Genomic DNA, 16,027 nt, shown 5'->3' with positions numbered 1-16,027 from the left:
CAATATTCAGTATGTTGTAAATGTAATATGGAAATAAGGTAAAACCTTCTGTATTGACCTTCAAACGCCCTTCAAGTAAACTAAAGAGAGTTTGCAAATGAAAAGGTGATAATGTTGTTAATTTCAATTAAAACGTTACAAGATGATCGTTTTTTACGTCCGCTACAAAATATTGGCGGTTTATTTTTTGAAGAGAGCACGATAGGGTTTGAGAAAGAAGAAGCAAATCTTATCGTTGATATACAGATAGAAGGTAATGTGACAGCATCGGCTCGTTTAACAGATGTTGCAACCGGAAATGTATATGAAGAAACATTCGCAAAAGATTTATCTGCTTTCACAGAAGAAAAAGAACGTATGAAGCAAGTGAAACATGTTGTTTCTTACGTATATCTTTCTGTACTTCAACAGCTAACTGGACTTGAACAGAGCTGGGGAATATTAACTGGGGTACGCCCAACGAAGCTTCTTCACAAACTGCTTCAAAATGGTATGTCAAAAGAAGAAGCGCATAAAGAACTTCGTGAAAGTTATTTAATTCATGAAGAGAAAATTGAACTTCTTCAGCGTATTGTTGATTGCCAATTAGCGGTTGTTCCAGATTTATACCGTTTGAAAGAAGAAGTAAGTATTTACATCGGTATTCCGTTTTGTCCTACAAAATGTGCGTACTGTACGTTCCCGGCTTATGCAATTAACGGACGCCAAGGATCAGTTGATTCGTTCTTAGGCGGGTTACATTATGAAGTTCGTGAAATTGGTAAGTTTTTAAAAGAAAAAGGTGTTACAGTTACGACGATTTATTACGGCGGCGGTACACCGACGAGTATTACAGCAGAAGAGATGGATATGTTGTATGAAGAAATGTACCAAGCTTTCCCTGATGTGAAAGATGTACGTGAAGTAACAGTTGAGGCAGGTCGTCCAGATACGATCACACCAGCAAAGCTAGAAGTGTTAAATAAATGGAATATTGACCGTATTAGTATTAATCCGCAGTCATACCACCAAGAAACACTAAAAGCAATTGGACGTCATCACACTGTAGAAGAAACGATTGAGAAGTATCATTTAGCACGTGAAATGGGAATGAACAATATTAATATGGATTTAATTATTGGTCTTCCTGGTGAAGGATTAGACATCTTTAAGCATACGTTAGATGAAACAGAAAAGTTAATGCCAGAATCGTTAACAGTTCATACGTTATCATTTAAACGTGCTTCTGAAATGACGCAAAACAAACGTAAATATAAAGTAGCAGGTCGCGAAGAAATTACTGCGATGATGCATGAGGCGGAAGAGTGGACGAAGAATCATAATTACGTGCCATACTATTTATATCGTCAAAAAAATATTTTAGGTAACTTAGAAAACGTTGGGTATGCAATACCGACGCAAGAAAGTATCTACAATATTGTTATTATGGAAGAAGTACAATCGATTATCGGACTTGGTTGCGGGGCATCAAGTAAATTTGTTCACCCACAAACAGGAGCAATTACACACTTTGCGAATCCGAAAGATCCAAAATCATATAACGATGGCTTCGTGAAATATACAGAAGATAAACTGAAAATTTTAGAAGAGCTATTCGTGTAAGAAGAAGGGGGTTGTTCCGATTTGGAACAACCCCTTTTTATATTGTCAGTTTTTGTCGGTAAGTCGATATATTCGAAAAATAGCTGATATAAATTGAGTTGCGTTCGATATATTCAAAAAATCGCCGATATAATTTCATTTATCATCAAACGGTCCATATGTAAAACTATGTCGATAATAATCAGAAAAATTAGTCAGATTATTAGAGGACAATGTCTACTTATAGACGAAATGATAGATTTATGAAAGAGAAAAGGGGGAAATTGTTGGCATGTACATGACGATAGGGAGAATTTTTGATTTGGCAGTTGGCAAATATCCGAATAAAGAGGCGTTAGTAGAACCAGAAAAAAATATTCGTTGGACATATAAACAGTGGGATGAGCAAATAAATAAAACGGCGCAAGCTCTATTGAAAGAAGGAGTAAGAAAGGGAGATTGTGTATCTGTTTACCTATATAACTGTCGTGAATTTGTAAACGTTTACTTAGCTTGTGCGAAAATTGGCGCGATCTTCAATCCAATTAATTTCCGCTTAAAAGCAAAAGAATTATCGTATATCCTCCAAGATGCAGCCTCGAAAGTAGTTGTCTTTGAAAAAGCAGTCGAATCAACAGTTACTATGATTGAACGAGATTTTCCAAATTCGTCTTTTTGGTACGTGGAAGACGATGCACCTTCCTATGCTAGTTCTTACCATGAAAAAGTAAATGAAGCATCAGCTGAGAAAGTAGATATTGTAGTCGATGAAATGGATTTTTGTTCTATGCTTTATACGAGCGGAACGACTGGTCATCCGAAAGGCGTACTACATCGCCATCGTGATATGGCTGAGCATAGTATGATTTGTACTTATTTCATAAAATATAACAGGGATAGCGCCGGGCTTGTGGTAGCACCTTTATATCATTGCGGTGAGTTAAATGCTGGAATCATACCGCGCATTCAAGTTGGCGGAAAGAATGTTATTTTACATCATTTTGATACGGATAGAGTATTACATACAATTCAAGAAGAGAAGATTACGACGTTTTTTGCAGCACCAACGATGTGGAATATGTTACTGCAAAAAGATCTAACTAAGTATGATTTAACTTCAATGAAAATCGGTGTATACGGCGGGGCTGCAATGGCTCCAGCGCTAGTGAAGGAATGTAAAGAGCGCCTTTATATTGATCTTGTCCAAATTTACGGAATGACAGAAATGGGACCGGTTGTTGCGTTTCTCGTAGAAGAGGATCAAATTACGAAAGCTGGTTCAGCAGGAACACCGTGCTTTAGCCATGAAATTCGAATTGTGAAACCGAAGGAAGATGGACCAGCAGAGCCAGATGATACGTTGCCCCCTTATGAAGTAGGGGAAATTATTTTGCGCGGTCCAACTATGATGGCTGGTTATCATAATCGAGAAGAAGCAAATGCAAAATCGATGTATAAAGGCTGGTATCATTCTGGTGATTTAGGATACTTCGATAAAGACGGTTATTTATTCGTTGCAGACCGCGTTGATGATATGGTAATTAGTGGCGGCGTTAATATTTATCCTCGCGAAATTGAAGATTTCCTTCATAGTCACCCTGGTGTATTAGATGTTGCGGTACTTGGTGAGCCCGATGAACTATGGGGAGAGCGTGTCGTTGCGGTTGTTGTAAAGAAAGATGAAGCGATTACAGAAGAAGATTTAGAAATATATTGTAAAGAAAGTGATGAATTAGCAGACTATAAACGTCCACGTCATTACTTATTTGTAGATGAACTTCCTCGTAATGCGAGCGGGAAATTACAAAAATTTGTCCTGAGAGAGTCGTTAAAAGGCGCAAAACAATAGAGAGTAGAGCAGTTGTCTATACGAATAAAGCTATCTTTTTTAATAAGAAAAGATAGCTTTATTTTTTTGGAAATGATTGAAAAAATGGTGTGTATCTTCTATTTAAACTCTCCTTTATTCTTATATAAAAATATCTTTTAGGAGATTGCATTTTGCTTATAAATGTATGTAATCCGCTTTAAATAAGGGTTTTGTGAACTTTTTAGGTGGATTTTATAGATGTTAAAATAATAAATTTAGTAAGAGTGGAATAAATTTATTAGAGGAGAATTATCGCTGAAAGATAAAGAAAGTCAGTCATCAGATGACCGTATGAATGAAGTGGTCATTTAGTATATTTTGGTAGCATGAATATAGTAACAAATTAATATGTAAATGAACAGTCTTGTAATGTGTTTTTATTAGTACTAATATTTATTGTTGGCTGCGGAAAACAAGAAGTAGAAAGGAACAATATGGTTAATGAATCGTGTTGTTTACTGCTTTGTTTTGCATGATTAAAGATAGTTTGATGCTGCAAATATTCTTTAGTTGTAACCTTTTTTAAGGTGGGAAAGATTCCACAACAGAAAAATGTGAGAATTAGAATTGGAGGCTTTATGAGTACATATTTAAAAAGAATATCTGTAATCTGTTTTATTTTTACTGTTATTATTGGACAAGTTTTTACACCTATCATAGGGCATGCACAAGAATTAAACACAACAGGATTTGTTGATAGTTTTACATTCAACAAAACGGAATTAAATTATGGAGAACGATCGGGAATAAGAGTAGATTTTAGTGATAAATCTGGAAATCAAATGAAGGCTGGAGACACAGTAACATTAACGCTACCGGCAGAATTAGCAGGATATAGTAAAAAGATTGATTTACAGAATGATACAGGTGTTAGCTTTGGTACTTGCCAAGTAACATCAAAGAATGTGGTATGTGCATTTAATGATATGGTTGAGAAACTTCAAAATATTAGAGGTTATTTGTATTTTGAATTTAAAGCAACTAGTAATGTAGGAATGAATCAAACCATACCAGTTGATACAAATTTAGGCACAAGTTTAGCAACTCAAAGGGTAACAATTAAAGGACCCACAGAATCGACGGGTCCGTCATCATTTATCTACAAAACAGGTGAAATTTACCCAGACGCTCCCAATGAGGTGAAATGGGAGTTGAATGTAAACACTAGTAGTAACAAGGAACAGTTAGGTGCTGATATTGTTTTGACTGATACTTTACAATCAGGTCAAACGCTGAAGCAGGAAGGATTTATTATAATAGTCGGAAATACGGGTGTAACTCCGCAACAATTTATCGATCAAGGTTATGGTACGATTACGCTTAACGGTAACTCTTTTTCCCTTAGAGGTTATAAGGATCAGGTAAATGGTAAGGATATCAGTATTCGATATAGCTCGATTATAACTGATAGCGGAATGAATCAAGATGAGTTTTATAATGATTATACAATTGATTACCAGATTTTAAATCAGCCGCCAGTAACTGTTTCAAAGAATGCATGGGTTAAAAATATAAACGCAGGTGGCGGTGCACAAGGTGATTTACCACCTAAAGGTACGCTAAGAATTGTGAAGCACATTGAAGGAGATAATACAAAATTCATCCCAGATGTTACGTTTAAGTTGTATAAGGAATCGGGTGAACAAATTGGCGATACGTATACAACGGGTGCAGAAGGTATTGTTGAAATTTCTAATTTAGAACCAGGAAATTACTATGTAACAGAGATTAAAGCTCCAAAATATGTGGATTTTGATCCTCAAAAAAAATTCGACTTTACAGTTGATGCAACTGCTCAAAAAGGTGTAAAGTTGATGATTCCAAATAAGGTGAAAACGACATCCATTTCAGGAACGAAGACTTGGAATGATAACAATGCAACAGATCGTCCGAGCACGATTCAAGTAGACTTACTGAAAAATGGTGACGTAATCCAGACACAAGACGTGACAGCAGCAAAAGGTTGGAATTATACATTTGCAAATATACCTGCATATGATAATGACGGTAATGTCTATACGTACACAGTAAACGAGCATCCAGTAGCGGGATATCAATCGAAAGTTAATGGATATGATATTACGAATATAAAGATACAGGAAGCAACAGAAGTAGAAGAAGAAGGTAAGTTGGAAACAACAGAAGACTTGAAAGAAGAAAAACCGGAAGAACCAAAGGTGACAGAGGAGCCAAATGTGCTTGAAAAGCCAGAGGTGAAAGAAAAGCCGGAAGTGTCGATAAAACCAACAGAAGAGCAAGAACAAGTTGAAACAACAGAAGACTTGAAAGAAGAAAAACCGGAAGAACCAAAGGTGACAGAGGAGCCGAATGTGCTTGAAAAGCCAGAGGTGAAAGAAAAGCCGGAAGTGTCGGTGAAACCAACAGAAGAGCAAGAACAAGTTGAAACAACAGAAGACTTGAAAGAAGAAAAACCGGAAGAACCAAAGGTGACAGAGGAGCAGAGGAGCCGAATGTGAAACTTGAAAAGCCAGAGGTGAAAGAAAAGCCGGAAGTGTCGGTGAAACCAACAGAAGAGCAAGAACAAGTTGAAACAACAGAAGACTTGAAAGAAGAAAAGCCAGAAGAACCAAAAAGAAAAGTGACAGAAGGAAGCAAGTTGAAACAACAGAAGACTTGAAAGAAGAAAAGCCAGAAGAACCAAAGGTGAAAAGCCAGAAAGGTAACAGACAAACCGGAGATCTTAGTAACACCAGAAGAAGAAAATAAAGAAGAAACAACAGAAGAAATAGAAGAGTCATTAAAACCGGAAACACCAAAGGTGACAGAGGAGCCAAATGTATTAGAGAAACCAGAGGTAACAGACAAACCGGAGATCTTAGTAACACCAGAAGAAGAAAATAAAGAAGAAACAACAGAAGAAATAGAAGAGTCATTAAAACCGGAAACACCAAAGGTGACAGAGGAGCCAAATGTATTAGAGAAACCAGAGGTAACAGACAAACCGGAAATCTTAGTAACACCAGAAGAAGAAAATAAAGAAGAAACAACAGAAGAAATAGAAGAGTCATTAAAACCGGAAACACCAAAGGTGACAGAGGAACCAAATGTATTAGAGAAGCCAGAGGTAACAGACAAACCGGAGATCTTAGTAACACCAGAGGAAGAAGAAAATAAAGAAGAAACAACAGAAGAAATAGAAGAGTCATTAAAACCGGAAACACCAAAGGTGACAGAGGAACCAAATGTATTAGAGAAACCAGAGGTAACAGACAAACCGGAAACACCAAAGGTACAAGATGTACAAGATAAAGTAGAAGTACAAAGTAAACAAGATGTACAAAATAAATCTGAAGTAACAACTAGTAAAGAAAATAATAAGCAATCAAAATTACTTCCTCAAACAGGGGGAGCATCAACTGAATCTACTTCTATTATTGCAGGTATGTTCTCATTAATTTTTGGAGCGATGTTGTTTAGACGTAAAAAAAATTAATGAGCCTGAGAGTTAGTTCGGAAACAATATGTATGTAAAAAAGCGGAGACTATGGGTCTCCGCTTTTTTTATCCCGCATTAACGGGCAGTAAGACTCCCACCTCGAAATTCGGCGAATGTGAGGAAGTTAGGTGGGAGATAACTGCCCGTAAACCCCCACTGATTAAAGTTTTACTTTATTATTTGCGTAATCAGCTAAGCTGGATAATGTTTATGGATGAACGATTTTAATAACATACTGCACGTTTAATTTAGATTTTTTATAAACACATGCTTTATTTTTTTGCGAAATCGGGTGATTAGCGTAATGATAATAATACCGAAGATAATTTTCCAAATGTGTTGTTCAAGTACGATGAATATATCTTCTAAGTTTTCCCCTAACCAGTAACCACCGATTAGGAAGAAGGATACCCAAAATAGGGCACCTGAATAAATTGTCATCGCAAAGCGGCGAAACGGTAAGTTGATAATTCCTGCAAAGTATCCTGTAAAGTGGCGGACGCCTGGAATGAAAAAGGCGATAAAGATTAGAAAATATCCGTATTTATCAAACCACATTTTCGTTAAATTAATTTTTCGTTCTGTTAAAAATACATATTTCCCGTATTTCTGAATGAAAGGCATGCCAAGTTTATTTCCTAAAAAGTATTGGAATGTCATACCTACACTTGTCCCAATAAAGGATAAAATAATTAAAATTGGTAAACTTAAATCACCTTGATGTGATAAAAATCCTGCATAGGCTAATGTTGGCTCTCCTGGAAACGGAAGAGCAATATATTCTAAAAGTAATCCAATAAGTACTACATAATACCCATATTGCTGAAATAATTCGTGAATCCATTCCATGTTGTGCGCTCCTTTTTAAATTGAAGTTGTTACACATCTTCCTCTTTTTCACGCTAATCGAACTGAAACAATAGTAGTAGAAGAGTTTGGCTGGAGGATTTAAGCTAGTATGATTTTTTGACAACCACTCGTGAGTGATATCATACTTAATATAGCTCTTTGCTAATTAGCAAAGAGCATTGAAGTGTAAATGTTACTATTAGTTAAAGTTATAGCGGTACAAAAATACGTTGAAATCTTCTTCTTTTGGTCCAAAATTAACTGCTTTTTCTTGTATACGTTGGAAGTTTTGTCTGTCATAAAATTCATAGTTGCATTCATTATCTGTATATAAATATAAAGATGTCACTTCTTCTTTTGTCATGTATTGGAATAAATGATTTAATAAAGATTTCCCAACTCCAAGACCTCTAGATTCTTTGGATACGATGAATAATTGTATACAGCCTTGAAAATGATCTTCTTTTCCTTGAATTAGTTCTTTATATGTTTTTTGAACCTTTATAAATGCTTTTAAAAACTCTCTATTCTCTTTATTCGTCATGAATAGTTTCAGCGTGTTAAAGGAAAAGCTAACAGTATTATGGAATCTCTTTAAACGGTTTTTATCTTTTTTGGAATCGCCTAAAATGACACCGATAATTTTATTATCTTTTTCAGCTACCTTACTAAAGGAGCTTCCTAAAATGCAACTGTGTAGGTAGAAGTTTAATATTGAATTTAAAAATTTTTTATCTGTAATGAATTCATTAAATCCAAATGCCTCACCAATTAAATGTTTTATAGGCTCATAGTCTTCTTTGACAAGATTTCTATATTTTACTGTGTTCATAATTGTATACTCCCTTTATTAATGTAAATGACTTATTATAAATAGTAATGTCTCCTCTAAGGGGAGAGTCAATAGTTGCATGCGAAAAAATAAAAAGGAAGAGATTCAGGTGAAAACATTATTTTCTATTGGAGAAGTTGCAAAAATAAAGGATATTACGATAAAAGCGTTAAGGTACTATCATAAGATGGGGATTCTTATTCCAAAACATGTTGATGAATCAACAGGATATAGATATTATTCTATAGATCAATTCATTCACATTGATATTATAAAAAGCTGTAGAGAGTTGAATACCAGTATAGTAGAACTTCAAGAGATTTTTAAGGAATGTGATATGGATAAATTGCTGCAATTTTTACAATTAAAGAGAGAGGAAGCGGAAGAGCATATAAAGAAAATGAAAGAGGTAATTGAAACGATTGATGGGTTAAATGAGAAAGTAGGGAGTTCACAGGAAATATTAAAGAGTGATGAAATCTCTATTGAATTTTTTGAACAGCGTTATGTCGTTGTTGCGCCTTGTAAAGAAGTAGGAAGTTTACAGGAGTTACTGTATTATTCCGATTTAGAGAAGATCGTGCAAGATTATGAAGAGAAAATGGCAATGGAAATGGGGATTCTATACAATGTCAATGAAAAATGGGATGTAGAGCCGAAGTATGTTTTTAATAAAGTACGAGATGATGTACATATGGAAAAGATGCAAAATATAAAAGTATTACCGGGCGGGAAATATATAACATTAGCGTATAGTAAAGAAAATGAGGAAGAACGTCGAAATACCATAATTAAATACATAAAAGAAAATAATATAGAAGTGGAGAGTTTTATTGAAGTGGAGTTAGTTAGTGATATTTTTAATACGGAGACGTATAGTTGTCAAATTCAAATTTTTATAGGGGATAGTGAGAATAAGAAGTTTTGATGCCATAATTTAATGGATGGGACTGCCCAAAAAGCCTAATTTCGAAATGGATTTATGTTCTTATTGGGTTAAATTGCAACAGTGCATGAAATTATATCGAACGCAACTCTACATATATCGACGTTTCGACAAAGGATATCGGCTTAACTACAAAATAAGACAATGATAGCCTACCTATTAATAAAAAGAGGGCCATCCCAAAAAAAACTGGGACGGCCCTCTTTAGTAGTAAGGAACGTATTATTTACGTGAGAAACCTTCTTCATCAAGGTATTCCGCAGCTTCTGGATAAGAGTTGAATGTACCGTCTAAGTTTACGCCAGCGTAAACGTTCCACATGTCATCCTCTTGAATAAGAGTTAGGATATGACCGTCTTCGTTCTTCCATTCTTCTTCTGCAGCAGGTTCCATTGGTGCTACAACTTCCTCTGGCTCCTGTGATAGACGTTCAATTACTTTTTCAATTAATGAACGCAGTTCTTCTTCTGAAAACTCACGGATGTTAATCATACCTTTAGCATCTGTTTTATAACCTTTAATGAAGTATGCATATACAAATCCGTTTCCGTTTGGATGTAAATGATATACAACGTTCTTTTTATCTAAACGACTTTCTTCAAAGTGAAAGTTTACGCGTTTTAATGATACGTTCTTTCTTTCTAATTCCGGGAAAGATTCAATAATTGATAATTTTTCTTCAAAAGTTAGCATAGTGCCTCCAAGTATATAGTAAAAGATTTAATTTGTTTATTATAGCATAGTCAAGTTTGTTTCCCAAAGTAGATTCGTCATATTGCTGTTTTTTAGTTTGACTTGGGAAGGCTATTTATCAATGTAGACGTTTACTTCACGAGACTGTAAAGAGTTTTTTATAAATACGCTAACGAATGATTTGTTTTAGATGTACAATGGAACATGGACTTTATAAGAAGGTGGTTATTTATATGTTTCAAAAAATAGCAAAGGAATGTTTAGCAGGGTTTACTGTTGCGATTGTTGCTTTGCCGCTAGCGATTGCATTTGGTATTGCCGCAACGGGAACGTCTGAGGGAGCGCTAGTCGGATTGTATGGTGCGATTTTTGCAGGTTTGTTTGCGGCGTTATTTGGTGGTACACCGGGGCAAGTAACGGGTCCTACTGGGCCGATTACAGTTATTGCAACAGGTGTTATTGCAACTCACGGATTAGAAGCAAGTTTTATAGCATTTATGATGGCGGGGTTATTTCAAATCTTATTTGGTGTATGTAAGCTCGGCTCTTACGTTCGTTACATTCCATATCCTGTTGTTTCAGGGTTTATGAACGGGATTGCACTGATTATTATTTTAGGTGAAATGAAGCACGTACAAAATAGCTTTCTGCTTGTGTTATTAACGATCATTGTAATGATTGTTTCTGGAAAATGGATTAAGGCCATTCCATCAAGTTTAGTAGCATTAGTAGGTGTTACAGTAACGTTGCCGTTATTTTCTTCTATGCTACAAGGAATTACGGTAAACTTACCAGTTGTAGGAACTCTTTCTTTAAATAAGATGATTGAAAAAATAGGTGCAATTCCAGAGGCGATGCCATCTCTTCACGTACCGAATTTAGACGCAAATGGCATGTTAGCACTTGTATTACCAGCGCTTAGTATTGCTTTACTAGGATCAATTGACTCGTTATTAACGTCTGTCGTAATGGATAATGTGACGGGGACACGTCATAAAAGTAATAAAGAGTTAATCGGACAAGGTATTGGCAATATTGCGAGTGGTTTGTTCGGTGGATTAGCAGGAGCAGGTGCAACTGTTAGATCTATCGTCAATATAAGAAGCGGGGGGAAGACGGCACTGTCGGCTTGTATGCATAGTGTCATATTATTTATTTTCATTATGGGACTCGGTTCAGTGGTACAATATATTCCGCTTGCTGTATTATCAGGTATTTTAATTTTAACTGGCATCGGGATGTTTGATTGGGAAAGCATGAAGAAAGTACATGTAGCACCAAGAGGTGATGTGATTGTTATGTTCGTGACGATGGTTGTGACAGTGAAATTCGATTTAATGGTTGCTGTTGCGTTTGGCATTATTCTTTCCTTCATTATATACATGGTGAAGTGTAAAGAACGTAAAGCTTCTATTATAAAAGAAAAAGAAGCGACGTATACGATTCAGGGACCACTTTCATTTCTATCAGTAGATCGTATTTTTGCTTCTTTACAAGATGTGAAGTCACCAGTTAGTTTGCGTATGAAAGATGTACATTATATGGATGTATCAGGAGCTATGGCGTTATTAAACTTTGTTGAGCAATCGGATAAAGCAGGAGCGAGTGTGACACTTGAACATGTACATCCGCATGTTGAAAAGACGATAGTAATGATGGCGAATGATGAGCAAAAAGAGAAACTGCAGTTTTTAAAAGTTAAGGCAATATAACAATAAGAACCTTCACATGAATTGCGTTATAGAGTGTGAAGGTTCTTATTATTTGTATATGTGCTTACTATGTATAAAATCATTATATCTAAATGTTATACGTTTGTTGACAATTGATTTTCTACACAGTATAGTAACATCTTAGATTAGCAATGTGCTATTATAAGAAGGTATATGAATTTTGAGATTCCTTTATATTCAGAAGGAAGAGCTTTAAGCTGGAGGGAATATTTGATGTACAAACAGTTACCACATGGAGTGAAGATCGGGATTACACGATCAATTGTTGTTTCTTTTGAGAGATATATGAAAGAAATTGAATGGAATGAAGAAAAATTTGATATGCAGCAATTTGTTGAACAGTGGAAACAATATTTATACACAAAATCAACTTGGATTAATAAAGTAGATGACGAGTTGAAAGGACATCCAGATTTCCATCAAGCATTAGCGATGAAAGTAAATGAAAAAATTAATGAGCTTATTAGTGAGCAGCCGAGCGAAGAACAATTAGAGCTGTTAAACAAGAGCGAAGTAAAGCATGTAGATGAAATGTGTAAACTAGAAGCTGAGTATCATATTGAACGTTTATTAGTAACGAAGTAGATTTTACATAAAAAATAGAGCCTATCCTAAAGGTGTGATGACCATCTTTTAGGATAGGCTTTTTTGTATATTAGTCTTGTGGTACAAATGCTTTCCAGCTAGATAAATCCATATTTTGTTTCAAGATGGATGAAGCAGGGAAAACAAATGACCACGGTTTTGTAGTATTCGCTTTAATTTCAAGATTCGGTAACGTGAAAGCACCTTTAACAACGACTTCTCCAGAAGCATCTTCAATATGAAGAGGAAGTTGTTCTAGTTGAATGTTATCTTTACAGCCGTTACGAATTAGAAGTGTTGTATGTAAATCGCCGTTCTCTTTCAGTGCGGCTTGTAAACCTAGGAAGTTAATTTCACCTTCATTTGGAGGTGTTAAATTGTCTACAAAATTACGTAAAGCATCTTTGCTTGCTTCAGGTAACTGAGATTCCCAAGATGGATCTAAATCTAGTTGATGCTTACTTTCAAGTTCGAAAGCTAATTCCCAATCTGATTGAGATAGTTCAGCTTCCGTTATTGTTTCTTGCTCAAATGTAAATACGAAAGGCATATTCACGTTTTCAGGAATATCGCCAAGTGCAGATAAGTTAAATGTTTTACGTGCGCACAGCTTTTTATCTTTGTTTAATAGAAGTAATGTAACTTCTGCGAAAGAAATTGGTTTTGGGACACTGCTGCGAATGAATGCAGCTACATCGTATGCGCCATCACGTTTTTCAATTTCAATTCCTGATAAAGAAATTTGATATTCTTGTAAACGTGGTAATTCTTTATGTAAAAATTGATAAATGTATTTTTGTTCTTGTGCTACGTCACCCCAGCTAGGATGGAAGTAAAGAACTGGCTTTACCGTTTTGTTTTGAGAAGTAGTTTCTTCTTGTCCAAATAATTGATTACTAGAAACAGTAGTATCTTTTCCTTTTTTCTTTGCCTTTTTCAGGAATGATAACATAAATTTTCACCTCATGATTGTACGTTTTCTGGAACTGCTAAATGTCTCGCGATATATCGGCACATTTCTTTTTCAAAATTACCGTAAGTGTATAAGAAAATATCCAAACCTTCTTTTTGGTAAAGGCGAGTTGGATCTTCTTGTTGATATTGTCTTAAGCCAATACCTTCTTTCAAGTGAGTCATTGCATCTAAGTGATTTACCCAGTTTTGATCTAGGAAGTGTAAACCAACGTAGCGCAGTGATTGTTGTAAATCCGCATGGTCATTTAATTCTTGTACACGTTCGATATAGCTAGAAATTGTATCTTTTAAAACGATTTGTAAATCCTCAGGCGAATGTACGTCGTTCGCAGATAATGGCGGCAAAGTTTCAACCGCTAAAACTTCTTTAATAGATGCTGTTAAACTAGTGAAATCCCATTCTTCAGGAAGCATTCCTTCGAAAAGGTGCTGCTTAGCAATTGCATCCACAGAGTGTTCAATCATTGGAATAACAAGTTCTATCATATTTGTTTCTTCTTTTAGAAGGTTGTTACGTAGTGTGTATATAACATTACGTTGATCATTAATTACGTCATCTAATTTTAAATTATATTCACGCATTGAGAAATGACCACCTTCACAAATTAATTGTGTACGGTTAATGAAATCATGAACTTTAGATGTATTAATAAGCCCCGTTTTGTCAGGTTTCAGTGATTTTTCCAACTTTTCTACTTCTTCGTGAGCGAAGCGCTTTAGCATCTCATCTTCTAAAGATAGGAAAAATTGAGAGCTTCCCGGATCACCTTGGCGACCAGCTCGTCCTTTAAGCTGGTTATCAACGCGGCGAGATTCATGACGTTCTGTTCCAATTACATGTAATCCACCAAGGGCGTGGACACCTTCACCTAGTAAAATATCAGTACCTCGGCCTGCCATATTGGTAGCGATTGTAATTTGACCTTTTTGCCCGGCAGTTGCAATTAAGTCTGCTTCTTGCTCTGCACTTTTAGCGTTTAATAATTGATACTTTATGTTTGCTTCATCTAAATAACGAGCAACAGTTTCAGATTGCAAGATAGACATCGTCCCAATTAAAATAGGGCGTCCTTGCTTATTCTGTTTTAGAACTTCTTCACGCACAGCTTTATATTTATCATCAGCTGTTACATATACTACGTCATTTTTATCTTCACGAAGAATAGGACGGTTCGTTGGAATTGGAATAACTTCCATATTATATACACGGTTGAATTCTTTTTCTTCCGTTTTTGCGGTACCTGTCATACCTGATAATGCCGGATACATACGGAAGAAGTTTTGAATTGTAATAGAAGCTTGTGTTTGATTTTCTTCTGTAATTTCTAAACCTTCTTTTGCTTCTAGTGCTTGATGTAAGCCGTCACTTAAAGAGCGACCATCCATAACACGTCCTGTGAAAATATCTACAAGTAGTATTTTTTCATCATGCACAATATAGTCAACGTCAAGCTGGAAAGCGACATTGGCACGTAATGATTGAATCATATAATGGTATAGAGTTTGATGCTCTAAATCATATAAGTTATCGATGTCAAATAAATCTTCTATTTTTGTAATACCGTCTTCTGTAAAACTAGCTGATTTCGATTCTGCATCGTATGTATAGTGAAGGGTATCTTGGAATGATTTAATAACTTTTGCACATAAATAATGCAAATCAGAGCTACCTGATTTCTTCCCAGCAATGATAAGTGGCGTTTTCGCCTCATCAATTAAAACGCTATCAATCTCATCGATAATAGCAAAGTGATAGGGGCGCTGAACTTGATCATTTTGTGAAGCAGCCATATTATCGCGAAGATAGTCAAAGCCAAACTCTGTTCCAATACCGTATGTAATATCAGCTTTGTACGCAAGTTTCTTTTCAGAAGGATCGATTTGAGGAATATTTAATCCAACTTGTAAGCCTAGAAATTCATGGACTTGGCCAATTAATTCTTTATCACGCTTCGCTAAGTAATCGTTTACAGTAATAACATGAACGCCTTTTCCTTCAAGGGCACGTACATATGTTGGGAGAGAGGAAACTAATGTTTTTCCTTCACCAGTTGGCATCTCTGCAATATTACCTTCTAGTAATACAAGTCCTCCGATTAACTGCACATCGTAATGGCGTAATCCAAGCACACGTTTTGCGGCTTCGCGTACAACAGCGAATGCTTCTACTTTTATGTCATCAACTGTTTTACCATCCGTAAGCATACTTTTGAATGTGACAGTTTTGTGACGTAATTCTTCGTCAGGTAAATCAGACATTTGTTTTTCCAAATCATTAATATCTTGAACGAGTTGTTCATATTTTTTTAGCTTTCTCTTTTGAGAATCTCCTAACAATTTCTTTACCGAATTCAGCATGTTGTAAACACTCCTCTTACTGACAATAGCTACATTATAGCACATGTTTATCCTGAACAAGTAGAAGTAGTAAATTGAAGAAAATACTGGATAAAAATACGCGTATCTTGCACATATTATATTTAAAACATAAAAAGAAAGAGAGTAT

The 16,027-nt window shown here is 35.6% G+C and carries 13 protein-coding genes; 8 read left to right on the top strand and 5 right to left on the bottom strand.

Annotated features, from left to right (window positions below; genetic code table 11):
- Positions 1-111 precede the first annotated feature (111 nt).
- The 5 genes from NSS74_RS19330 (at position 112) to NSS74_RS19310 (ending at position 6,905) form a co-directional block, all read left to right on the top strand.
- Positions 112-1,602, top strand: a complete 1,491-nt coding sequence (locus NSS74_RS19330) for a coproporphyrinogen III oxidase (RefSeq protein WP_002010930.1) — start codon at positions 112-114, stop codon at positions 1,600-1,602.
- Positions 1,603-1,873: 271 nt separating this feature from the next.
- Complete coding sequence (locus NSS74_RS19325; protein WP_340814117.1) at positions 1,874-3,430, top strand: fatty acid--CoA ligase; 1,557 nt, start codon at positions 1,874-1,876, stop codon at positions 3,428-3,430.
- Between the two features lie 599 nt (positions 3,431-4,029).
- Positions 4,030-5,928 (top strand): Cna B-type domain-containing protein, encoded by a 1,899-nt coding sequence (locus tag NSS74_RS19320; protein WP_340814115.1) that lies wholly within the window; start codon positions 4,030-4,032, stop codon positions 5,926-5,928.
- Positions 5,925-6,089: a hypothetical protein gene (locus NSS74_RS19315; protein ID WP_340814113.1), complete on the top strand. Its 165-nt coding sequence runs from the start codon at positions 5,925-5,927 to the stop codon at positions 6,087-6,089. The genes NSS74_RS19320 and NSS74_RS19315 overlap by 4 nt, the downstream gene beginning before the upstream one ends.
- 141 nt (positions 6,090-6,230) lie before the next feature.
- Entirely contained in the window at positions 6,231-6,905 is a 675-nt protein-coding gene (locus NSS74_RS19310) for an LPXTG cell wall anchor domain-containing protein (RefSeq protein ID WP_340814112.1), read from the top strand.
- A 246-nt stretch (positions 6,906-7,151) separates the two neighbouring features.
- On the opposite strand, the gene NSS74_RS19305 is transcribed toward NSS74_RS19310, so the two are convergent.
- Both NSS74_RS19305 and NSS74_RS19300 read right to left on the bottom strand, forming a co-directional pair.
- Positions 7,152-7,757, bottom strand: a complete 606-nt coding sequence (locus NSS74_RS19305) for a DedA family protein (protein ID WP_137076415.1) — start codon at positions 7,755-7,757, stop codon at positions 7,152-7,154.
- A gap of 199 nt (positions 7,758-7,956) precedes the next feature.
- The gene (locus NSS74_RS19300) at positions 7,957-8,589 is read right to left on the bottom strand and encodes a GNAT family N-acetyltransferase (RefSeq protein ID WP_002140536.1); all 633 of its coding nucleotides are present in this window, start codon (positions 8,587-8,589) and stop codon (positions 7,957-7,959) included.
- A gap of 79 nt (positions 8,590-8,668) precedes the next feature.
- Here NSS74_RS19300 and NSS74_RS19295 point away from each other — a divergent pair, with 79 nt between their 5' ends.
- The gene (locus NSS74_RS19295) at positions 8,669-9,517 is read left to right on the top strand and encodes a MerR family transcriptional regulator (RefSeq protein WP_002140537.1); all 849 of its coding nucleotides are present in this window, start codon (positions 8,669-8,671) and stop codon (positions 9,515-9,517) included.
- A 240-nt stretch (positions 9,518-9,757) separates the two neighbouring features.
- On the opposite strand, the gene NSS74_RS19290 is transcribed toward NSS74_RS19295, so the two are convergent.
- On the bottom strand, positions 9,758-10,228 hold the full coding sequence (locus NSS74_RS19290; RefSeq protein ID WP_002140538.1) for a hypothetical protein: 471 nt from the start codon (positions 10,226-10,228) through the stop codon (positions 9,758-9,760).
- 233 nt (positions 10,229-10,461) lie between these two features.
- On the opposite strand from NSS74_RS19290, the gene NSS74_RS19285 reads away from it, so the two are divergent.
- Both NSS74_RS19285 and NSS74_RS19280 read left to right on the top strand, forming a co-directional pair.
- Complete coding sequence (locus NSS74_RS19285; protein ID WP_002140541.1) at positions 10,462-11,940, top strand: SulP family inorganic anion transporter; 1,479 nt, start codon at positions 10,462-10,464, stop codon at positions 11,938-11,940.
- Positions 11,941-12,174: 234 nt separating this feature from the next.
- On the top strand, positions 12,175-12,546 hold the full coding sequence (locus tag NSS74_RS19280; RefSeq protein ID WP_002125538.1) for a hypothetical protein: 372 nt from the start codon (positions 12,175-12,177) through the stop codon (positions 12,544-12,546).
- A 70-nt stretch (positions 12,547-12,616) separates the two neighbouring features.
- Here the strand turns inward: NSS74_RS19280 and NSS74_RS19275 are convergent, their stop codons facing one another.
- Positions 12,617-13,498: an accessory Sec system S-layer assembly protein gene (locus tag NSS74_RS19275; RefSeq protein WP_340814109.1), complete on the bottom strand. Its 882-nt coding sequence runs from the start codon at positions 13,496-13,498 to the stop codon at positions 12,617-12,619.
- An 11-nt stretch (positions 13,499-13,509) separates the two neighbouring features.
- Positions 13,510-15,879, bottom strand: coding sequence for an accessory Sec system translocase SecA2 (gene secA2, locus NSS74_RS19270; RefSeq protein ID WP_098636376.1), 2,370 nt, complete (start codon positions 15,877-15,879; stop codon positions 13,510-13,512).
- Positions 15,880-16,027 lie beyond the last annotated feature (148 nt).

This window comes from Bacillus sp. FSL E2-8868, assembly GCF_038005505.1.
Lineage (GTDB): Bacteria > Bacillota > Bacilli > Bacillales > Bacillaceae_G > Bacillus_A > Bacillus_A mycoides.
Note: the sequence above shows the minus strand (reverse complement) of the source record. Positions and strands in the feature narration are given on the sequence as shown.